This window comes from Prescottella sp. R16 (assembly GCF_030656875.1).
Taxonomy (GTDB): Bacteria; Actinomycetota; Actinomycetes; order Mycobacteriales; family Mycobacteriaceae; genus Prescottella.
Window position 1 is genome coordinate 3,700,982 of the sequence record NZ_CP130943.1, and the last position, 19,807, is coordinate 3,720,788.

Here is a 19,807-nt window from a genome sequence, read left to right on the forward strand (position 1 = left end):
GTCAGCGCTTGTCGGAGACGAGGGCGCCGAGCACGACGTTCACGATCGAGATGATGAGCGCACCCCACACCGCCGTCCAGAAGCCGTCGACGCTGATCCCCCACTGGGTCTGCGACGTGATCCACGACGTCAGCTCGAGCATCAACGCGTTGATCACGAGAGTGAACAGGCCGAGGGTGAGGATCAACAGCGGCAGCGACAGCAGTTTCACGAGCGGCTTCACGAACGCGTTGACGACGGTGAACACGAGCGCGATGCCCAGGAACACCAGAATGTCGCCGCCGGTGCCGTGCCCGGACGACGCGATGTCGATGCCGGTCACCCACTGGGCGGCCAGCCAGATGGCGATCGCGTTGATCACGAGTCGAATCACGAAGGTCATGCCGTTCATGCTGACATGTCCCGGTGGGTGGCGGCGGGCACCGGACCCGGAGAACGACGACAAACCACCCATTCCTCCACTAGGGTCGCGGCATGACGACACGCCGCACCACCTGGTGGATCACCCTGGGTGTGGCCGTCGTCGTCCTCGCCGCCACCGGCTATCTCGCCTACCGGCTCGCCGGCGGTCACGACGACTCGTACCACGCCGGCGTCGAGTACGGGGAGAGCCAGGCCCTGATGTACAAGCAGCACATCCCGTACCGTCCGAGCGACGACGAGATCCACAACTGGTGCCGGCAGGGCGCGGACCTGGTGGCGTCCGGACCGGTCTGGCTCCGCGGCGGCGTCGTCGCGGTCGGCGAACTCGACCGGAACCTGTTCACCGAGGGCTGTTTCGACGCCTACCGCGCCGCCACACAGTGACCGGCCGGGTCAGCGCACCGCCCGCACGTCGTCCACCGCGGCCTGCAACTGCTCGGCGACGGCCCGGGTGATGTCCATCGGCGTCGTCGGCAACTCGAGAACAGGGTCGCCGACGTAGACGTCGGCACTGCCACGCACCGACGGATCCGGCCCGTACGCGATCCCGAGCGCCAGCAGCGCCGGCGGGGCACCGAGCTTGCGGGCCTTCACCGCAATGTGCCCGACACCGGTGTTCAGCCGCTGGATCCGGCGTGGATCACCGTCGTTGCACGTGCCCTCCGGGAAGATCGCGAGCACATCGCCGCGCTGCAGCCGCTGCGCCGAGACGTCCATCATCCGGCGACCCGCGTCGGCCACGGCCCGCAGTCCGTGGTTCTGGCTGCGGAACACCGGAATCGACCCCATCAGATCGATCGCCCGCCGCAACCGCGGATCGGTGAACAGTTCGTCCTTCGCGAGCACCCGGGTGCGTCCGATCACGCTCCGCAGCGGCGTCTGCCACGCGGTCGCGGCGAGCGTGTACTGGTCCCGGTCCGTCAGATGGTTGGCGACGACGATCAGCCGGGTCCCGGACGCGAGCAGCGCCTGCAACCGCTCCCGCGCCCCGTCCGCGTAGTGCACCCGCGGCCGGAACCGGGCACTGAGCGCCGCGTACGCGATCCGCGCCGACAGCAGATTCTGCCGATGATCCAGGTAGTAGCGGTAGACGTCGTCGTAGTTGTCGAGCGTGACCGCGGGCCGCGCCATGTGTGCACCTCTCGTCCGGATGTCCCCCATCCGAGCCCGAGAGTACACAACCTACGGTTGCGTAGGTTAAGCGTGACGGGGCCGATTCGTCCAGCCGCCCTCAGGCTTCGCGAACCACCCGCCCGCCGCGAACGTACCGCCGTCCACGTGCACCGTCGTCCCGGTCGTGTACCGGCTCAGATCCGACGCGAGGAACAGCGCCGCCCCCGCGACGTCGTCCGACTGCCCCGGCCCACCCAGCGGCGCCCACGCCGGCCACTGCTCCCACTCCGCCTCCGACAGCATGTCCGTGTACGGCACCTGCACCGACTCGATCAGATCCGGCGCGATCGCATTGACCCGCACCCCGATCGGACCGGTCTCCACGGCCAGACTGCGACCGAACTGCGTCACCGCCGCCTTGTACGCGGCGTACACGCTGTGCCCGGGAATCGCGCGATGCGCCTCGACGGTCGTCAGGTTGACGACCGAACCGCCCCGGCCGCGCTCCGCCATCCCCGGCAGCACCGCATGCGTCCACCGCAGCACGTGATCGAGGTTGATCGCCCCCATCTGCGCCCAGAAGTCCGGTTCGGTCTCCGCGAACAGCCGCGGCGGACGCAGGAAATGACCGACATTGTTGACCAGCACATCCGGTTCGAACCCGGTGACCGCATCCGGCACCGTCGTCTCGCGGACGTCGTGACCGAGCACCTCGATCGACCCGCCGGCACCGGCGTCGAATGCCAGTGCACCCGCGGCCGTGTCGTCGATGTCCACGACCAGCACCCGTGCCCCGTGCGCCGCGAACGACCGCGCGATCGCCGCCCCGATCCCGTGTGCACCCCCCGTGACGACGGCACTCTTCCCAGTGAGCAGCGGTCCCGGACGGAATGCCGGGCGCGACGACGATGACGACACGCTTCCTCCTCACGGCCCCCTGGCGGCCGAATGTCACATGCATTCGGTCCGACTGGACCCATGTGACATTCGGCCACCTACGGGGCGTCGGGGACAGTCCCCGTCCCGCACAACGAGAACCGGCGTCCGGGAATGTTCTTCCGACGGGCACGATCGAGGCTGCCGGTAGCCTCGACACGGATCGCCCCGAACGCGGCGATCAGGACACGGAAACGGGAGAACACGCCCATGCTGAACAAGACCGCCACCTCCGCCCTCGCTGCCGCCGGCCTCGTCGGCGGATACGCCGTCGCACGACAGAGCGGCAACCGTCAACTCGGTGGCGCGGTCCTCGCGGCGGTCGGCGGCGTCTGCACCTACAGCTGGGCCAAGAGCTCCGGGCCGGGCCGGGCGGCTGCACTGCTGGGCACGTACGTCGGCGCGTTCGGGGCGTCGCATCCGCTGGCGAAGAAGATCGGCGCCTGGCCGTCCGTCGGTGCCGTCGCGGCCGGAACCGCGATCGCGTCGCAGGTCGTCGCGCGCGGCTGACCGGGTTCAGACGCATGATCCGACTCGCCGAACCGGCCGACCTGTCTCGTCTCCAGGAGATCGAGGTGGCGGCGGGCTCGATCTTCCGGAGCCTCGGCATGGACGTGATCGCCGACGACGAGGCACCCCCGCTCTCATGGCTCGAGCAGTACCGGGCCGACGGCCGCGCCTGGGTGTGGGCGCACCGCGATCGGCCCGCGGCCGCATTCTGCCTCGTGGACATCGTCGACGGCTGCGCCCACATCGAGCAGGTGTCGGTGCATCCCGATCACGCCCGCCGTGGAATCGGCGCACACCTGATCGACCACGTCGCCGAATGGGCCCGCGACCGTGGACTGCCGGAGATCACCCTCACCACGTTCACCGACGTGCCGTGGAACGCGCCCTACTATGCGCGGCTCGGTTTCGCCGAGGTCCCCGACGACGACCTCGGCCCCGGCCTGCGCACGATCCGGGAGCACGAGACCGCCCGCGGACTCGACGACGTCGCGCCGCGGATCGTGATGACCCGGCACGTCCCGATCGACCCGCCGCGGAACTGACCCGTTCTACGCCGTCCAGCGGCCGGTGCGTGCGAACTCGGCCAGCACCGCCGTCGGGCCGGTCAGATCGATACCCTCGGACGCCACCCACGCGTCGTCGAAGTAGGTGTCGGTGTAGCGTTCGCCGCCGTCGCACAGCAGCGTCACGACGCTGCCGCTGCGGCCCTGCGCGAGCATCTCGGCGACCAGCCCGAACGCACCCCACAGGTTGGTGCCGGTGGAGCCGCCGACCTTGCGTCCCAGCACGGTGCTCGCGTGCCGCATCGCGGCGATGGAACCGGCGTCGGGCACCTTGATCATGCGGTCGACGACCTGGCCGATGAACGACGGTTCGACGCGCGGGCGGCCGATGCCCTCGATCCGCGACCCCCGCTCGGACGCCGGTGCCGGCGCGCAGTTCCCGCTGCACCACGCGTCGAAGAACACCGAATGCTCCGGGTCGACGACGCACAGGCCGGTGTCGAACATGCGGTAGCGCAGGAACCGGCCGATCGTGGCGCCCGTGCCGCCGGTACCGGCGCCCACGACGATCCATTCCGGAACCGGGTGGTCCTCCCGCTCGAGCTGCGTGAAGATCGACTCGGCGATGTTGTTGTTGCCGCGCCAGTCCGTCGCCCGTTCGGCGTGCGTGAACTGGTCCATGTAGTGGCCGCCGGTCTCGTCGGCGAGTCGCTGCGATTCGGCGTAGATGCTCGACGGGTCCGTCACGAAGTGGCAGCGGCCACCGTGTGCCTCGATCAGTGCGATCTTGGCGGGGCTCGTGCTCGCCGGCACGACGGCGACGAACTCGAGGCCGAGGAGTTTCGCGAAGTACGCCTCACTGACCGCCGTGGACCCGGACGACGCCTCGATCACCGTGGTGCCCTCGGTGATCCAGCCGTTGCAGAGCGCGTACAGGAACAGTGAGCGGGCGAGCCGATGCTTGAGGCTGCCGGTGATGTGGGTGGACTCGTCCTTGAGGTACAGCTGGACGTTCCATTCCTGCGGCAGCGGGTAGCGCAGCAGGTGTGTGTCGGCGCTGCGCTGGGTGTCGGCCTCGATGAGCCGGACGGCCCGCTGGACCCAGCCTCGGGAGCTGTGCCGATCGACGACAGCTGTCACCGGCGGTCCTCGCCACGCAGCTTGGCGTGCAGGTCGGCCTTGTCGGCGCGCCGCCGCGCGTCGACCACTGCGATGTCCGCGTTGACGCGCTTGCGGAGCTTGGCGAACAGCACCAGTGACAGCGGCAGTGCGATGAGGACCGCGAACAGGGCGGCCACGATCAGCGGGACGTCGACACCGAACGCCTTGCCACCGAACAGGATGACGGCGGCGAGGACGACGACGAGTCCGAGGCGGGCCACCGAGTACAGGGCGACGTCACGGACGAGGGTGCCGGTCGTGACGGCCGGGGCGGCGCCGGTACCACCGGCCTGGTCGGGACGATTCTGCGCTGCATCACTCACGTTGTCAGCCTACCGTCGGGAACGCACAGGTCACGATCCACCATAGGAGAGCAACGGACACATGTCCGGCGTTCACGGGTTCTCGTGATCACACCGGTGAAGAGGCGCCCAACACGTCCGTTTTGTCTATTACCTCCGCTTTACCATCTTTAGATTGTTCGAGTACCTGGGGGGTTTGGTGTCACGATGTCGAAGCCGGGTCGGAAACCGAACCGGTACCGAATCCCCTCGGCCGCCCGTCCTGGACGGCCCCGAACCTTGGAGGATCGATGAGCGCACCCACCTACAACGGCGCCAAGGAAGCCCTGCTGACCCCGGGCCAGGTCGCCGCACTGTTCCATGTCGACCCCAAGACCGTCACGCGTTGGGCACACGCCGGCCGACTCGGATCTCTGCGCACCCCCGGAGGACACCGGCGGTTCCGCGAGGCCGAGGTGATGGCGTTGCTGTCCTCCCTGACGACCGAAGCCCACCACTCCTGACGAGCAGCCGACAGGTAGGTGCCGGGACCGCCCGGACACGGCTACCCTCGTGAGTGGAGGTGCACCGTGATCTACCTGTTGGCTCTCATCGGCCTGGTAACGCTCGCTGTCTTGTTCTGGAAAGCGTTCGGACCGACCGCCACCACTGCCACCCTCCGTGGCGGCAGAGGTACGCGCACGGACGGACGCGTCGTCGGACCGGACGACGACCCCGAGTTCCTGTGGCGTGTGGATCGAGACAACCACCGCCGCCAATCGGGAACCGATCGTCCGACCGATCCGGACGCCTGACCCCCGGGTCGGCGCCAGGACAGCCGGTCGGGACGGTCTGTCGAGTCGACTGAAGGGACCCTTCGTACGCTCCCAGCGTGCGAAGGGTCCCTTCAGCCGTTTCCGGGCCCGGGCACCCGAACCGGGCACCCGGGCCGGCGTGGTCAGTTCAGGCCGGCGTAGGAGTGCAGACCGGAGACCACCATGTTGATGATGAACAGGTTGAACAGCATCGCGACGAAGCCGACGACGTTGATCCAGGCGGCCTTGGTGTCGCGCCAGCCCGACGTTGCGCGGGCGTGCAGGTAGGCGGCGTAGACGACCCAGGTGATGAAGGAGACGGTTTCCTTCGGGTCCCAGCCCCAGAAGCGACCCCATGCGGCTTCGGCCCAGATCGCACCGAGGATGATGCCGGCACCGAACAGCGGGAACGCGACGATCGTGGTCTTGTAGGCGAGCCGGTCGAGGGTCTGCGCGTCGGGGAGCCGCTGCGCGAGTCCGCCGAACCAGCCGTCACGCTCTTCTCCCGGGGGGAACTTCAGGCGGTACAGGAACAGCAGGCTCGCGACACCGGACACCAGGAAGATGCCGCTGCCGACGCTGATGATCGTGACGTGGATCGGCAGCCAGAACGACTGCAGGGCCGGGACGACGGGGGCCGCGTCGGCGTACAGCACGGTGGCGGCGAGGAACATCAGGATCAGCACGGGCGGCAGTAGGAACACGAACAGGTCGGAGTTCTTGCGCAGTGCGACGATGCCGGAGACGACCGCGGCCGCGCACGCCATGGTGACGAACTCGTACATGTTGCCGAGCGGGAAGCGTTCGGTGGCGAAGCCGCGCAGCACCATCGATGCGATGTGCAGGACGACGCCCACGACGAGCAGCGCGTAGCCCATGCCGCCGAACTTCTCCGACCAGGTCTTGCCGCCGCCCTGGTCGACGACGCGTCCGGGAACATCGGCGCTGTCGGCGACCGTGGCGCCGCCGCCGGCGGAGACCATTTCGCGTTCCTGCACGATACGGGCCCGCATCGACGCGTATCGGGCGACGAGCAGCACGGTCGCGAGGACATAGATCGCGAACGCAGACTCGAACGACCAGTCGCTGTAGCGAGCGAGGGTCTCGTTGATCGTCATCTATTCATCTCCTGCGCACTGTGCGCTCGTGTGGTCGGTCATGCGTGGTCCCCCAGGAGCCGGGCACGCAGTCGGTCGAACTCGTCACCCCAGCCGGCCTGGTCCGTGCGGGCCAGACCACCCAGTTCTACTACAGTCCGTCGTTCACCCTCGATCAATGTAGCCGACACGGTGTCGGGATCCTTACCGGGGGCGGTGGCGGGGTAGATCCGCACCCACACACGCCGCCGCTTGACCACCAGCGACAACAGCAGGCCCGCCATCATGGTCAGCGCCGACACCAGCACCCACTGCTGGGCCGGATCGTGCGACACCTGCAGGTTCACGAAGTCGACGGCGCCGTCGAATCGGACCTGGGTGCCGTCGGCGAGGGTGACGCTCTCCCCCGGGTACAGGTTGACGCGGTCCTGCTTGACGAGCCGGCCCTGGTTGACGAGTTCCTTGTTCAGCGAGAACAGGCTCTGCGGCAGGCCGGTGTCGAGGCCGGTGTCGCCCTTGTAGACGTCGATGGCGACGGCCGGATCGGTCAGCGCGGGGAAACCGGAGGACAGCAGGTTGCCGTGGAACACGGCGGTCGGCGCGAGCAGGCCTTCGATCGCGATCTGGTTCTTGCGGCGTTCCTCGTCGTCCGGGTACATGCCGCCGGGCGGGTCGAAGCGCATCGCGCCGCTGGACAGGAACGTCGTCGCTTCTTCGGGCTGCCACTGCAACGTCTCGGTACGGGTCTCCCCGTTCGGGAACGTCACGGTGAACGTGGGCGCGTAGCCGTGGCCCTGCAGGTAGACGCGGTCGCCGTCGACGCGGAGCGGATGGTTGACCTTGATCTGGGCGTCGCGCCACGTGTTCGACGCGATGTCGCCGCCCGACTGGTAGGAGATGTTCGACGTGAACATCTCGGCCTGACCGTTGTCGAGGTAGTCGGCGGAGAAGTCCTTCACCTTCACGCACAGCGGGTTCATCCCGGTGCCGTCGCGCTGGTTGCCGGCGATGAACGAGTCGAAGATCGCGGGCGAGGTGGTGCAGATGCCGGGACCGCCGTCCGCGACGATGATGACGTTGCCCTCGTAGCTGTTCAGTTTGCCGATCGCGACAGACGCGAGCAACGCCACGAGCGACAGGTGGAACACCAGGTTGCCGGCCTCGCGGAGGAAGCCCTTCTCCGCGGACAGCGTGATCTCGTCGGGGTGTTTCGCGCGGGCGCCACCGGTCCGCTGCACGACGCGCCAGCCCCGCAGCTGCTTGCGCACGCGGGCGGCGACGGCATCCGGATCCTCGTCGACGGTGTCGACATGGTGGTGCGGCAGCCGGCCGAGGTTGCGCGGGGCGGCGACGGGCTGGGCGCGCAGGGCCTTCGCGTATTCGATGCAGCGCGGCACGATGCAGCCGACCAGGGAGACGAACAGCAGCACGTAGATCGCGGTGAACCAGAAGCTGCCGAACACGTCGAACAGTTCCAGCTTGTCCATCAGCGGGCCGAGGGTGGGACGGCTCGCGATGTACTCGTTGACCTTGCCCTCGTTGAGGCTGCGCTGCGGCAGCAGGGCACCGGGGATCGCGGCGAGCGCGAGCAGGAACAGCAGCACCAGCGCGGTGCGCATCGACGTCAGGCCACGCCACGCGTTGCGGAACGCGGCGACGACGCGGCCGCCCGCGGACTGCCGCGGCGGGGTCGAACCGCCCGCGGGCGGCTCGGTGGTCACAGTGTCCGGGGCCGTCATATTGGTAGAACCACCTCTGAGATGAAGGCGTCACGGACCCAGCCGACGAACTGGTCCCACGCTCCGGTGACCAGTGCGATACCGACCACGATCAACAGGATTCCGCCGAACACCTGGATGGTGCGGCTGTTGCGGCGCAGCCAGCCGACACCGCGCAGTGCGCGGGCCGAGCCGAGTGCGACGAGGACGAACGGCAGGCCGAGGCCGAGGCAGTAGGCGACGATGAGGGCGATGCCGCGCAGTGCGGTGGCGCCCTCGGTGCCGGCGGCGACCGACATGACACCGGCGAGGGTGGGGCCCAGGCACGGCGTCCAGCCGAGCGCGAACACGCCACCGAGCAGCGGGGCCCCGATCAGCCCGGACACCCGCCGCGGCGCGAACCGGGTGTCCTTCTGCAGTGCGGGGATGAGCCCGACGAAGGCGAGTCCCATGACGATGGTGACGACACCGCCGACGCGCTGAAGCACTTCCCGGTTGATCGTCAGCGCTTCGATGGCACCGAAGATCGTGGCGGTCGCGAGCACGAACACGACGGTGAAGCCGGCGACGAACAGTCCGGCCGCACCGGCGACGCGCAGGCGGCCGTCGCGCAGGGTCCGGGTCTGTGTCTGCGCCTCGGACGCGGTGACGGCCGGGGCGTCGGCGCCGACGACACCGGCGAGGTACGACAGGTAGCCGGGGACGAGCGGCACGACGCACGGCGACGCGAACGACACCAGGCCGGCGAGCACGCATGCACCGAGGGCCAGCAGCAGCGGTCCGGTGGAGGCGGTGTCCTGGAACGTCTGTCCGATGTCGGCGAGCAGCAGAGTGTCGGGCGTCATCCCTGGTCCTGGGGTTCTTGTGCGACGCGTTCGACGACGGGCTGCAGGTCGTCGGCGAGCAGTTCCTTCAGGTAGACGGCGGCGACGCGGTGCTGCCGGTCGAGGACGATCGTGGTGGGCACGACGCTGGTCGGATAGTTCTTGCCGATCGCGAGCAGCGTGCGCATCTCGGGGTCGTAGATCGACGGGTAGGTCACGCCGTAGTTGACGACGAAGTCCTGCGCCTTGCTCTGGGTGTGGTCGCGGACGTTGATGCCGAGGAACGCGACGCCGAGGTCCTTGGTGTTCTCGTAGACCTGTTCGAGGTCGTCGGCTTCACCGCGGCACGGTCCGCACCACTGGCCCCACACGTTGAGGACGACGACCTGTCCCTCGAAATCGGAGAGGGACGTCGTCTTCCCGTCGGTCATGAGATCGGGTCCGGTGACGTTACCGGCCTTGCCGCGTTCGGACGGGGTGTCGTAGAAGTACTCGGTCTTTCCGCCGGGCGAGATGAACTCGAACGTGCCGCCCTGGGCGACGGCGTCGGTGCCACCGGCGCAGCCGGACAGCAGCAGGACGGTGGCGACGGCACCGCCGAGTGCGGCTGCCACCCGGCGGGGGAAACGGAACGTCATGCGCCGGTCACCCTCGGGTCCGACGATCCGGCGGGCTCGGAGTAGACGATGTCGACGAGGGTGTCGCCCTCGTAGACGAGCGAGGTGAGCGACGCGAGCCCGCACTGCCGGTGCCGCGGATCGTGCCAGAGACGTTCGCCCTGCAGGAAGCGGCGCAGGGTCCAGACCGGCAGCTGGTGGCTCACGCACACCGCTTCGTGGCCGACGGCGGCGACGCGGGCGGCGTTGACCGCGGCGAGCATGCGGTGCGCGATCTGCAGGTACGGCTCGCCCCACGACGGGGTGAACGGGTCGCGCAGCTTCCACCAGTGCCGCGGCCGACGCAGGGCGCCGTCGCCGACGGCGACCTTGAGTCCCTCGAAGTCGTTGGCGGCCTCGATGAGGTTGGCGTCGGTGGCGATCGTCAGGCCGTGCTTCTCGGCGATCGGGGCCGCGGTCTCCTGCGCACGCTGCAGCGGCGACGCGACGACATGCGTGATGTCGTGGCCGGCGAGGGCGGACGCGACGGCCCGGGCCTGCGCTTCACCGTTCTCCGACAGCCGGAAGTTCGGGAGACGTCCGTAGAGGATGCCGCTCGGGTTGTGCACCTCGCCGTGCCGGAGCACGTGCACGATGGTCCGGGTATCGGAGTTGTCGGAGCGCGGGCGGTCGGCAGCACTCACGTTGTCGGCGTCGGTCACGATGATCGTCCCTGGGTGTCGGTGGGTCAGTGCGAAACGGCGGCGGCCGCGGCCTTCGCGGCGTGCGGGGCGGCGGCGGCGATCTTCGCGAAGGCGTCGTCGTCGAGGGCGGACGAGACGAACCACGCCTCGAACGCGCTCGGCGGCGCGTAGATGCCGCGGGCGAGCAGGGCGTGGAAGAAGTCGGGGAACCGCCACGTGTCGGCGGCCTTGGCCTCCGCATAGTTGGTGACGGGGTTCTCGGTGAAGAACACACTGACCAGGGTGCCCGCGTACTGGACGCGGTGCGGGACGCCTTCGGCGGTGAGAGCGTCGCCCAGGATCGTGCCGAGGGTCTGCGCGTTGCGTTCGAGGGCGGCGTACACCGCATCGTCGGCAGCCTGCAGGTTCGCCAGTCCGGCGGCGACGGCGACGGGGTTCCCGGACAGGGTGCCGGCCTGGTAGACGGGGCCGTTCGGGGCCAGCTTCGCCATGACGTCGGCGCGGCCGCCGAACGCGGCGGCCGGGAGGCCACCGCTCATGACCTTGCCGAACGTGTAGAGGTCTCCGGCGACGCCGTCGCGGCCGTACCAGCCGGAGCGGCTGACCCGGAATCCGGTCATGACCTCGTCCATGATCAGCAGTGCGCCGTGCTCGGTGGTGAGCGCCCGCAGGCCCTCGTTGAAGCCGGGCAGTGGGGCGACGGCACCCATGTTGCCGGCGGCGGCCTCGGTGATGACGCACGCGATCTCGCCGGGGTTCGCGGCGAACGCGGCACGGACCGCCTCGAGGTCGTTGTAGGGCACGACGATGGTGTCCTCGGCCTGCGCGCCGGTGACGCCGGGCGAGGTGGGCAGCCCGAAGGTGGCCAGGCCCGAGCCGGCGTCGGCGAGCAGGGCGTCGACGTGGCCGTGGTAGCAGCCGGAGAACTTGACGATCTTGGAGCGTCCGGTGAAGCCGCGGGCCAGGCGCACCGCGCTCATGGTGGCTTCGGTGCCGGAGTTGACCAGGCGGACCTGTTCGACGGGCGCGACGCGGGAGACGATCTCCTCGGCGAGCGCGATCTCGCCCTCGGTGGGCGCACCGAACGACAGCCCGCCGGTGGCGGCCTTCTGCACGGCCTCGACGACGGCGGGGTGCGCGTGGCCGAGGATCATCGGACCCCACGAGCACACCAGGTCGATGTAGTCGTTGCCGTCGACGTCGGTGAGGGTGCAGCCGGACGCCTTCTCGATGAAACGGGGCGCGCCGCCGACCGAACCGAACGCGCGGACCGGGGAGTTGACGCCTCCGGGGATCACCTTGGACGCCCGATCGAAGAGTTGAGCGGAACGGACGTCACGAAGATCGGGTCCCAGGCCGGACCCGCTGGAGGCAGCAGTCACGGTTTCCAGTGTCCCAGTTCTGTCGAATTCGACAACGACAGGGTGTAGGAGGTGTCGGGAATCACACGGCGTCGGCGTGTCGGTTCGTGCAGGTCGCCGGTGTCCGCTTCCCGAGCGGTCGGCGCGGCAGGGCCCTACCGTCGGATCATGGCGACGACGGCGGATTTTCTGCGGACCACTCTCGACGGCCGGTGGGCGGAGGTGCGGGCGAAGACGCGGGCCACGCTCGTGTCCGACGAGTTCCGGCCCCATGTCACCCCCGATCCGGACCGGGCGCGGGCGAAGACCCTCGAACAGTTGCGGGTGCTCGCGGCCGGCGGGTTCGTCGACCGCGGGTTCGGAGTGGACATCGGCAGCGGCGCCGATCCGGGCGCGGCGGTGACGGCGATCGAGATGCTGGCGATGTCGGACCTGTCGCTCATGGTGAAGGCGGGCGTGCAGTGGGGCCTGTTCGGCGGGGCGATCGAGAACCTCGGCACCGAACGGCACCACGCCGAGTTCCTGCGTCCGATGATCGATCTGGACCTGCTCGGGTGCTTCGCGATGACCGAGACGGGGCACGGCAGCGACGTCCAGAGCCTCGAGACCACCGCAACGTACGACCCGGCGACCGACGAGTTCGTGGTCCACTCCCCCACCGCGTCGGCACGCAAGGACTACATCGGTGGCGCGGCCGAGCACGCGAGGACGGCAGCGGTGTTCGCGCAGCTGATCGTGGGTGACGAGACGCACGGCGTGCACTGTCTGCTGGTGCCGATCCGCGACGCCGACGGCAACGACCTGCCGGGGGTGACGACGTCGGACTGCGGGTACAAGGGCGGTCTGCCGGGCGTCGACAACGGCCGGATCGTGTTCGACCACGTGCGGGTGCCGCGCACGAACCTGTTGAACCGGTACGGGTCGGTGGACGCGGACGGCGTGTACTCGTCGCCGATCGAGAACAAGGGACGCCGCTTCTTCACGATGCTCGGCACGCTGGTGCGCGGACGGGTCACGGTCGGCGGTTCGGCGGCCGCGGCAGCGCGGGTGGCACTCACGATCGCGGCCCGGTACGCGTTGCAGCGCACCCAGTTCAGCGCGCCGAGCGGCGACGACGCGACACCCGATCCCGAGGTGCCGATCATGGACTATCTGGTGCACCAGCAGCGGCTGCTGCCGCACATCGCGCGGGCGTACGCGCTGGGGTTCGCACAGAACGAACTGGTGTCGGCGATGCACGACATCCAGACGGCCGACGAGGTCGATCCGGCCGCGCAGCGTGAACTCGAGTCCCGCGCAGCCGGATTGAAGGCCGCGAACACGTGGCATGCGACGCGCGCGATCCAGGAGTGCCGGGAGGCGTGCGGTGGTGCCGGGTACATGGCCGAGAACCGGCTGACCGCACTGAAGGCGGACACCGACGTGTTCACGACGTTCGAGGGTGACAACACGGTCCTGACGCAGTTGGTGGCGAAGGAACTGCTCACCAAGTACTCCGACGAGGTGCGCGGGATGAGCCCGGTGGAGTGGATGGCCTTCGCCGCCAACGCGTTCGGCGACGAGGTCCGCAAACATACGGCCGCACAACAGATCATCCAGACGATCCTCGACACCCGCCAGGACAACGAGGAGGACGGCAGCCTCTTCAACCGTGGCACCCAGTTGACGATGTTCGAGGACCGCGAGGAGTACCTGCTCTCCACCGCGGCCCGGCGCCTGCAGGCGGCCCGCAAACGGGAGGACACCCCGTTCGACGCGTTCAACGTGGTGCAGGACCACGTACTGCACGCTGCCCGGGCCCACATCGACCGGGTGGTGCTCGAGGCGTTCATCGCCGGCATCGACGCGTGCGACGACGAGGACGGGTGCGCGTTGCTCGGCGAACTGTGCGACCTGTTCGCGCTCACCGTGATCGAGGACGACAAGGCCTGGTTCATGGAACATCGGATGCTGTCGGTCGAACGCGCCAAGGCCGTCCGGCGCGGCATCAACGAACGGTGCCGCACCCTGCGCCCACACGTGGCGACGGTGGTCGACGGGCTGGGGGTACCGGACCTGTTCGCGGAGGCGGCGATGCTGGAGCAGTGACGCTCTACTCTTGCGGTGTCACCCGCAGCACCTTGTCGCCGGAGCCGTTGTCGATGGTGACGAGGAGGCTGCCGTCGGGCATGCGGGTGGCCGAACGGAGTCGGCCGTACTCGTCTTCGAGCGCCGACCGGGATTCGACGACGCTGCGGCCGTCGTCCGAGAGACGCAGCAGCAACAGCTTCTTCGCCTGCTGGGCGGTGACGACGAGCGCTCCGTCCCACGCGCCCCAGGCGGCGTCGTCGACGAAGGTTCCGCCGGGGGTGGCGAGGGTGGGTTTGCCGGAACTCCACACGGCCGGGGTGGCCCCGGGCACCCGGACGGGATCGGTCATGGGTACCGATTCGTCGTACACGAACGGAGCCCGGTCCGGACGCCACCCGTAGTTGTCGCCGGATTCGAGGAGGTTCACCTCGTCGTCGCGGTCGGTGCCCTGCTCGACGTTGTAGAGCCGGCCGGTGTCCGGCTGCAGCGCAAGGCCCTGCGAATTGCGGTGCCCGAGCGTGAACACCGGACTGCCCGGGTCCGGGTTGCCGGCAGCGGGACTGCCGTCGGCGGAGATGTGCAACACCTTGCCGCCCAGGCTGTTCCGATCCTGCGGCACCGTCGGATTCGCCGAGTCACCGGTGCCGACGTACAGGGTGCCGTCGGGGTGCGCGAGGATCCGGCAGCCTCCGTGCCGTCCGCTCGCACCGGCGGGGATGCCCGTCAGCACGTCGCCGGTGCGGGTGAGTGCCGTCCAGCCGGGGTCGACCGTCCACGACACGACGCGAATGTCGTTGCCGCTGCCGGTCGTACTGCCGAGCGATCCGGGGTCGACGGAGCCGCCGCCGGTGCCGTCGGTGCCGCGATGCCCCTGGCACGTGTACACGGTGCGACTGGACGCGAAGTCGGCGGCGAGCGCGATGCCCATGAGCCCGGTCTCGCCCTCGGCGTACAGGTCCGACAGGTCGGCGGTCACGTCGCCGCTGCTGCCGTCGGCCCGTTTCACGACGAACCGGCCCGCCCGCTCACCGGTGAGGATCGCGCCGTCCGGGGCGACCACCACGTCCCACGGCCTGGCGAGACCGTCCAGGACCGTGGTCACCTCGAGATCCGGCAACGGCGCCGCCGGTTCGGCGCACGCGGCCGACGCCGAGCCGATCCCCACCACGGCCGCTGCCGCGACGACTCCCATGCCTCGGACCACTGCGCGCACGATCGCCCCTCTCACCGTCGGTGTCGCGGCTCACGCTACGACGGAACTCCGGCGCTCGCTCGACACCCGAACACGAAAATCGTGTGGCGACAGGATGTTTCCGGATACACGGGGCACACTGGACACCGTGGAGCGACTGCGATGACGACGTGGGTGGAAGTGCTGGTGACCATGGCCGACGGGCCGCGCCTCCCGATCCGGGGTGTGATCCGGAGAACACCGGACGAGCCGGAGCGGGTCAATTTCGCGTACGCCGGTCCGGCACCGGTGTTCGTCGGTATCGGTGACATCGTCCGGATCTGGCGCGACGGCGCGAAGGTGCGCATCGAAACCTCGGACGGGCGACCGACCTTCGTCACGGACGGGGAGACCGTGTGGAGATTCGACGACACCGACCGGCCTCCCCTGAGCAGTACCCCGGACCGCGTCCGCTACCTGGGCACCGGCAGCGAGCTGGTGTTCGCTCGGGACGCCCGCGACTGGGTCGGCGACGACTACACCCGCCCGGCCGGTCCGATCGGGGACACCGAGTTCCTCGGCCGGGACTGCTGGGTGGTCGATCTCGCACCACCACCCCGCAAGCAGGGGCTGCTGCGCCTGGTGGTCGACCGGGAGAGCGGGGCCGTGCTCTCCGAGAGCAACACCGAGGGCGGGCACCGCATCGCCTACACCGAGGTCACGGTCGGCGAACCGATCGATCCGGCGGTGTTCACGTGGACCGGGCCGTCGCGTGACTTCGACGAGGAGGGACGCGCCCGCTCCGAGCGGCACCGCGCCGAGCGTGCGAACGCGCTGGACTGGTTCCGTACCCATGTCGCGGACGCGCTACCGACGCTGCGGATTCCGGCCATGCTGTCCGTCGATCGGATACTCGAACTCGACGAGGACAGCGGCGCCTTCCAGGCCGCCGTCGGGGCCGGACCGATGCATCTGATGCTGGCCCGCCGCCCGGCATCCGGCGGGCCGTGGACGCTGCACTGGCACGGCACGATCCACCGCTGGTCGGCCGACGGCTTCGACTGGGCGGTGAATCTACCGGGCGGGGAGCTCGACGCCGAGTCCCTCGACGTCCTGCAGCGGGCCCTGGGTCAGGGCACGAGTTCGTAGCCGGCTTCCTTGACGGCGGCGGCGACGGAGATCGTGTCGAGCGGACCGGTGCTGGTGACGACGACGCGACCCGAGTCGACATCGACGTCGACGTTCTGCACTCCGGCGATTTCGCGTAGTTCCTCGGTGACGGCGGCGGCGCAGTGCTGGCAGGTCATGCCGGTGACGGTGTAGGCGTGTTGCACGACGGTCTCCTCCCTGAGTTCCCCTGCGGGGTTCCGTTTCAGGATGCCACTTCAGGACTTCACGAGACGGGCGATGGCGTCGGACGCTTCCTTGACCTTCGCGTCGGCTTCGGGGCCGCCCTTCTTCGCGGCTTCGACGACGCAGCCTGCGAGGTGCGCCTCGAGCAGTTTCAGCGACACCGACTGCAGGGCCGAGGTTGCGGCCGAGACCTGGGTGAGCACGTCGATGCAGTAGCGGTCGTCGGCGATCATGCGGGAGATGCCCTGCACCTGTCCCTCGATGCGCCGCAGACGTTTGAGGAGGTCGTCCTGCTGCGGGGTGTATCCGTTCATGACCCCATGATACCCCCTACGGGTACCTTCCGGGAGGGGGCGAGACGGCGTCCCGCGTCGAGTGCGAGCAGGCCCGCTACGAGGACCGCCCCGAAGGCGGCGCCGATCCAGCTGCCCGAGTACTGCGTGACGGTGTACGACGGCGCCCCCGGCAGCAGCGGCCCGAACTCGGCGGTCGTCGTGCCCTGCCGCCAGCACATCACCGCGAGCACCACGGCCGCGGCGACGGCCACGATCTCCACCACACCCCGCTTCACGGCCGCGTCCCCGTCGTGCAGGCGACGAGCGCGCCGCGCAGACCGTCGGCGTCCCGGGCCCAGGCCTGGACCAGGGAACCGTCCCGCAGCCGCAACCCGATCCCCGTGCGCCGGCGCGGCACCCCCGACAGTTCCCCGAGGCTGCGGGCGCTCTCCCAGCGTTGTGGTTCGTCGGCGTACAGGTCGGGTTCCGGGAGGACGGCCGCGATGTCGGCGACCGGCAGGTCCTCGGCGCCCTGCCGCAGTGTCTCACCGGTGAGGGACACACTCACGTGCCGGCGGGCGGCCGTCACCTGCACGGCGACGATTCCGGCGAGGATCACCGCGAACAGCGGCAACGCGAACCAGTGCACGACCGGCCCGGTGAACAACTCGATCACGAGTGCGACGCCACAGATGACGGGGCCGTAGGCGACGGTCCGCCAGCGTCCCCCCGATTCCTGGAACAGGACGCCCGGTTCAGTCGGAGTTGCTGCGGTACCACTCACGCGCACCCTCCCGGTACACCAGTACGTCGGCGACGATCAGCAGCACCGGCAGCGGCAGCAGCGCCGGAGTGAGCATGCCGAGTGCGATGAACACGGTCACCGCGGCCGCGAATGCCCCGGACAGGGCCACCACGGCGTTCCGCATGCGGGGCCGTCCGCCACTCGCCGGCGCCGCGAGGAACCCGACGACGATGCCCGCCAGCAGCGACAGCACCCCGAGGATCCGCAGCAGCCACACGAACGAGTCCGCGGACGAACCGATCCGTTCCTCGATCGCCGCCGACGACGTGGTGGCCGCGAGCAACCCGATCAGCACCATCGCGGCACCGCACAGCACCCAGATCCAGTAGGCGACGACGACGGTGCCCGGGGTCCGGGAAGTCGGCGGGGGCGGAGTACTCACCATCTCATCTTGAACCATGACTCAGGTGCCGAGGAACACACCCGGCACGATCACCGGAACCGGGGGTCACCGGGCGGGCGGCAGGTTCAGGAAATACGCGTTGGATTCCTTGCGGTGCATCAGCACGATCGCCCCGACCGCGACGACGGCCTGCAGAATCCCGGCACCACCCATGACGAGCGCCGCTCCCCCGGTCGCCGCCCCCGCCCCGAACAGGGTGGGCAGCGCCGAGAACACCGTGAACACGCCGGCCATCGTGAGCAGCATCCGCGCCCAGTTGCGGCCTTTGCGCATCTTGAACGCCAGCAGCAGTGTCAGACCGCCCAGCACGAGCGTCATCAGGATTCCTGTGCCGACGAGCCCGAACACCAGCAGCTGTTCGGCCTGCTCCCGCGTCACCTGCACGTCGGGCCGCTTCGCGAACTCGTCCATCAACTGGTCGACGAACGTGGTCCGGTCGCTGTACACGAACAGCAACGCCGAGATCAGATACACCACACCCAGCGCCGCAACCCCCAGCCACAGCTGGAACGCGGTCGTCACATCGGTGGGCACCGGCTTGTGTTCCTGTGTCACCGGCGGCATCCCGGCCGGAGGGCCGCCCGCCGGGTACTGCGGCGTGCCCGGCCACGGGTCCGGCGTCCGCCCCGGTTCCCGGGGCGGTCCGGGCCACTGTTCGCTCATACCAGCCATCCCGCCGCCTCGGCGGCCCAGTAGGTGAGGACGATGTCGGCGCCCGCGCGGCGAATGCTCAGCAACGATTCGAGGACGGCGGCGTCCCGGTCGATCCAGCCGTTCTGCGCGGCCGCGGTGATCATCGCGTATTCGCCGGAGATCTGGTAGGCGGCCACCGGCACCGTCGACCGGTCGGCGACCTCCCGCAGCACGTCCAGGTACGACATGGCCGGCTTGACCATCACCAGGTCCGCGCCCTCCGCCAGATCGAGATCCACCTCGAGCAGCGACTCGCGACGGTTCGCCGGATCCTGCTGGTAGGTGCGCCGGTCCCCCTCGAGCGACGAGCCGACGGCCTCCCGGAACGGCCCGTAGAACGCGGACGCGTACTTCGCCGAGTACGCCAGCTGGCCCACGTCGACGTGCCCCGCCGCGTCCAGCCCCTTGCGGATCGCGGCGACCTGGCCGTCCATCATGCCGCTCGGACCCAGCAGATGCGCTCCGGCGTCGGCCTGCGCGACCGCCATGTCCACGTACCGGGCCAGGGTCGCATCGTTGTCGACGCGACCGTCGTCGGTCAGCACACCGCAGTGTCCGTGCGCGGTGAACTCGTCGAGACACGTATCGGCCATCAGCACCGTCGCATCACCCAGCTCGGACCGCAGAGCCGCCAGCCCCCGGTTGAGGATGCCGTCCGGATCGGACGCCCCCGATCCCTCGGTGTCCTTGTCCTCCTCACGCGGCACCCCGAACAGCATCAGCCCGCCCACCCCGGCGGCCACGGCGTCGGTCGCAGCCGCCCGCAACGAATCGAGAGTGTGCTGGACGACGCCCGGCATCGACGAAATCTCGCGCGGCGCATCGATACCGTCCGCGACGAACATCGGCAACACCAGATGCCGTGGCTCCAAAGAGGTTTCGGCAACCAGTCGGCGCATCGCCGACGTCCCCCGCAAACGGCGGGGACGACGAGTGGGGAACATGGGGGCCGCAGCCCTCCCTTCGGTCGGGCCTTGTGTGCCTTTCCGGTAGTA

At 69.4% G+C, this 19,807-nt stretch carries 27 protein-coding genes; 7 read left to right on the forward strand and 20 right to left on the reverse strand.

Annotation, left to right across the window (positions count from 1 at the left end; genetic code table 11):
* Nucleotide 1: 1 nt before the first annotated feature.
* Nucleotides 2–382 carry a phage holin family protein gene (locus Q5696_RS17285; protein WP_305092490.1) on the reverse strand — a complete coding sequence of 127 codons (381 nt, stop codon included), beginning with the start codon at nt 380–382 and terminating at the stop codon, nt 2–4.
* A 92-nt stretch (nt 383–474) separates the two neighbouring features.
* Between Q5696_RS17285 and Q5696_RS17290 the strand changes: the two genes are divergently transcribed.
* Nucleotides 475–807, forward strand: a complete 333-nt coding sequence (locus Q5696_RS17290) for a succinate dehydrogenase (RefSeq protein WP_305092492.1) — start codon at nt 475–477, stop codon at nt 805–807.
* Nucleotides 808–816: 9 nt separating this feature from the next.
* Here Q5696_RS17290 and Q5696_RS17295 read toward each other — a convergent pair whose 3' ends face one another.
* The 3 genes from Q5696_RS17295 to Q5696_RS17305 form a co-directional block, all read right to left on the reverse strand.
* Entirely contained in the window at nt 817–1,554 is a 738-nt protein-coding gene (locus Q5696_RS17295) for a lysophospholipid acyltransferase family protein (RefSeq protein ID WP_305092493.1), read from the reverse strand.
* Nucleotides 1,555–1,620: 66 nt separating this feature from the next.
* On the reverse strand, nt 1,621–2,454 hold the full coding sequence (locus Q5696_RS17300) for an SDR family NAD(P)-dependent oxidoreductase (protein ID WP_305092494.1): 834 nt from the start codon (nt 2,452–2,454) through the stop codon (nt 1,621–1,623).
* Nucleotides 2,455–2,531: 77 nt separating this feature from the next.
* Nucleotides 2,532–2,693, reverse strand: a complete 162-nt coding sequence (locus Q5696_RS17305; RefSeq protein WP_305092495.1) for a hypothetical protein — start codon at nt 2,691–2,693, stop codon at nt 2,532–2,534.
* On the opposite strand from Q5696_RS17305, the gene Q5696_RS17310 reads away from it, so the two are divergent.
* Nucleotides 2,683–2,982 carry a hypothetical protein gene (locus Q5696_RS17310; protein ID WP_305092496.1) on the forward strand — a complete coding sequence of 100 codons (300 nt, stop codon included), beginning with the start codon at nt 2,683–2,685 and terminating at the stop codon, nt 2,980–2,982. The two genes, Q5696_RS17305 and Q5696_RS17310, sit on opposite strands and share 11 nt — an antisense overlap.
* Before the next feature lie 14 nt (nt 2,983–2,996).
* The gene (locus tag Q5696_RS17315) at nt 2,997–3,524 is read left to right on the forward strand and encodes a GNAT family N-acetyltransferase (protein WP_305092497.1); all 528 of its coding nucleotides are present in this window, start codon (nt 2,997–2,999) and stop codon (nt 3,522–3,524) included.
* A 6-nt stretch (nt 3,525–3,530) separates the two neighbouring features.
* Here Q5696_RS17315 and cds1 read toward each other — a convergent pair whose 3' ends face one another.
* Together cds1 and Q5696_RS17325 are read right to left on the reverse strand one after the other, a co-directional pair.
* A complete protein-coding gene (gene cds1, locus Q5696_RS17320) occupies nt 3,531–4,625 on the reverse strand; it encodes an L-cysteine desulfhydrase Cds1 (protein ID WP_305092498.1) in 1,095 nt (364 codons plus the stop codon).
* Complete coding sequence (locus Q5696_RS17325; RefSeq protein ID WP_305092499.1) at nt 4,622–4,969, reverse strand: DUF4229 domain-containing protein; 348 nt, start codon at nt 4,967–4,969, stop codon at nt 4,622–4,624. Before Q5696_RS17325 ends, cds1 begins: the two co-directional genes overlap by 4 nt.
* A gap of 269 nt (nt 4,970–5,238) precedes the next feature.
* On the opposite strand from Q5696_RS17325, the gene Q5696_RS17330 reads away from it, so the two are divergent.
* Together Q5696_RS17330 and Q5696_RS17335 are read left to right on the forward strand one after the other, a co-directional pair.
* Nucleotides 5,239–5,451, forward strand: coding sequence for a BldC family transcriptional regulator (locus Q5696_RS17330; protein WP_005518137.1), 213 nt, complete (start codon nt 5,239–5,241; stop codon nt 5,449–5,451).
* A gap of 66 nt (nt 5,452–5,517) precedes the next feature.
* Nucleotides 5,518–5,742, forward strand: a complete 225-nt coding sequence (locus Q5696_RS17335; RefSeq protein ID WP_305092500.1) for a hypothetical protein — start codon at nt 5,518–5,520, stop codon at nt 5,740–5,742.
* A 143-nt stretch (nt 5,743–5,885) separates the two neighbouring features.
* Here the strand turns inward: Q5696_RS17335 and ccsB are convergent, their stop codons facing one another.
* From ccsB to hemL, 6 genes are read right to left on the reverse strand one after another with little or no spacing between them, the layout of a single operon-like run.
* Complete coding sequence (ccsB, locus tag Q5696_RS17340) at nt 5,886–6,860, reverse strand: c-type cytochrome biogenesis protein CcsB (protein WP_305092501.1); 975 nt, start codon at nt 6,858–6,860, stop codon at nt 5,886–5,888.
* A gap of 38 nt (nt 6,861–6,898) precedes the next feature.
* Nucleotides 6,899–8,578: a cytochrome c biogenesis protein ResB gene (gene resB, locus Q5696_RS17345; protein WP_305092502.1), complete on the reverse strand. Its 1,680-nt coding sequence runs from the start codon at nt 8,576–8,578 to the stop codon at nt 6,899–6,901.
* Complete coding sequence (locus tag Q5696_RS17350) at nt 8,575–9,402, reverse strand: cytochrome c biogenesis CcdA family protein (RefSeq protein WP_305092503.1); 828 nt, start codon at nt 9,400–9,402, stop codon at nt 8,575–8,577. The genes resB and Q5696_RS17350 overlap by 4 nt, the downstream gene beginning before the upstream one ends.
* The gene (locus Q5696_RS17355; RefSeq protein ID WP_305092504.1) at nt 9,399–10,019 is read right to left on the reverse strand and encodes a TlpA disulfide reductase family protein; all 621 of its coding nucleotides are present in this window, start codon (nt 10,017–10,019) and stop codon (nt 9,399–9,401) included. The genes Q5696_RS17350 and Q5696_RS17355 overlap by 4 nt, the downstream gene beginning before the upstream one ends.
* Nucleotides 10,016–10,681, reverse strand: a complete 666-nt coding sequence (locus tag Q5696_RS17360; RefSeq protein ID WP_305095350.1) for a histidine phosphatase family protein — start codon at nt 10,679–10,681, stop codon at nt 10,016–10,018. Before Q5696_RS17360 ends, Q5696_RS17355 begins: the two co-directional genes overlap by 4 nt.
* A 44-nt stretch (nt 10,682–10,725) precedes the next feature.
* Nucleotides 10,726–12,063, reverse strand: a complete 1,338-nt coding sequence (hemL, locus tag Q5696_RS17365; protein ID WP_370654816.1) for a glutamate-1-semialdehyde 2,1-aminomutase — start codon at nt 12,061–12,063, stop codon at nt 10,726–10,728.
* A gap of 147 nt (nt 12,064–12,210) precedes the next feature.
* Between hemL and Q5696_RS17370 the strand changes: the two genes are divergently transcribed.
* Complete coding sequence (locus Q5696_RS17370; protein WP_305092505.1) at nt 12,211–14,130, forward strand: acyl-CoA dehydrogenase family protein; 1,920 nt, start codon at nt 12,211–12,213, stop codon at nt 14,128–14,130.
* A 4-nt stretch (nt 14,131–14,134) separates the two neighbouring features.
* On the opposite strand, the gene Q5696_RS17375 is transcribed toward Q5696_RS17370, so the two are convergent.
* Nucleotides 14,135–15,304 carry a PQQ-dependent sugar dehydrogenase gene (locus Q5696_RS17375; RefSeq protein WP_305095352.1) on the reverse strand — a complete coding sequence of 390 codons (1,170 nt, stop codon included), beginning with the start codon at nt 15,302–15,304 and terminating at the stop codon, nt 14,135–14,137.
* A gap of 162 nt (nt 15,305–15,466) precedes the next feature.
* Between Q5696_RS17375 and Q5696_RS17380 the strand changes: the two genes are divergently transcribed.
* Complete coding sequence (locus Q5696_RS17380) at nt 15,467–16,432, forward strand: LolA family protein (protein WP_305092506.1); 966 nt, start codon at nt 15,467–15,469, stop codon at nt 16,430–16,432.
* Here the strand turns inward: Q5696_RS17380 and Q5696_RS17385 are convergent.
* The 7 genes from Q5696_RS17385 to hemB form a co-directional block, all read right to left on the reverse strand.
* Nucleotides 16,414–16,590, reverse strand: a complete 177-nt coding sequence (locus Q5696_RS17385; protein ID WP_305095353.1) for a heavy-metal-associated domain-containing protein — start codon at nt 16,588–16,590, stop codon at nt 16,414–16,416. The genes Q5696_RS17380 and Q5696_RS17385 overlap by 19 nt on opposite strands.
* A 78-nt stretch (nt 16,591–16,668) precedes the next feature.
* Nucleotides 16,669–16,950 (reverse strand): metal-sensitive transcriptional regulator, encoded by a 282-nt coding sequence (locus tag Q5696_RS17390; RefSeq protein WP_305092507.1) that lies wholly within the window; start codon nt 16,948–16,950, stop codon nt 16,669–16,671.
* The gene (locus Q5696_RS17395) at nt 16,947–17,207 is read right to left on the reverse strand and encodes a hypothetical protein (protein ID WP_305092508.1); all 261 of its coding nucleotides are present in this window, start codon (nt 17,205–17,207) and stop codon (nt 16,947–16,949) included. The genes Q5696_RS17390 and Q5696_RS17395 overlap by 4 nt, the downstream gene beginning before the upstream one ends.
* Nucleotides 17,204–17,695, reverse strand: coding sequence for a transport-regulating membrane protein Mce1N (gene mce1N / locus Q5696_RS17400; protein WP_305092509.1), 492 nt, complete (start codon nt 17,693–17,695; stop codon nt 17,204–17,206). The genes Q5696_RS17395 and mce1N overlap by 4 nt, the downstream gene beginning before the upstream one ends.
* On the reverse strand, nt 17,667–18,098 hold the full coding sequence (locus Q5696_RS17405; protein ID WP_305092510.1) for a hypothetical protein: 432 nt from the start codon (nt 18,096–18,098) through the stop codon (nt 17,667–17,669). The genes mce1N and Q5696_RS17405 overlap by 29 nt, the downstream gene beginning before the upstream one ends.
* Before the next feature lie 66 nt (nt 18,099–18,164).
* Complete coding sequence (locus Q5696_RS17410; RefSeq protein WP_305092511.1) at nt 18,165–18,782, reverse strand: hypothetical protein; 618 nt, start codon at nt 18,780–18,782, stop codon at nt 18,165–18,167.
* Nucleotides 18,779–19,756 (reverse strand): porphobilinogen synthase, encoded by a 978-nt coding sequence (hemB, locus tag Q5696_RS17415; RefSeq protein ID WP_305092512.1) that lies wholly within the window; start codon nt 19,754–19,756, stop codon nt 18,779–18,781. Before hemB ends, Q5696_RS17410 begins: the two co-directional genes overlap by 4 nt.
* Nucleotides 19,757–19,807: the final 51 nt, after the last annotated feature.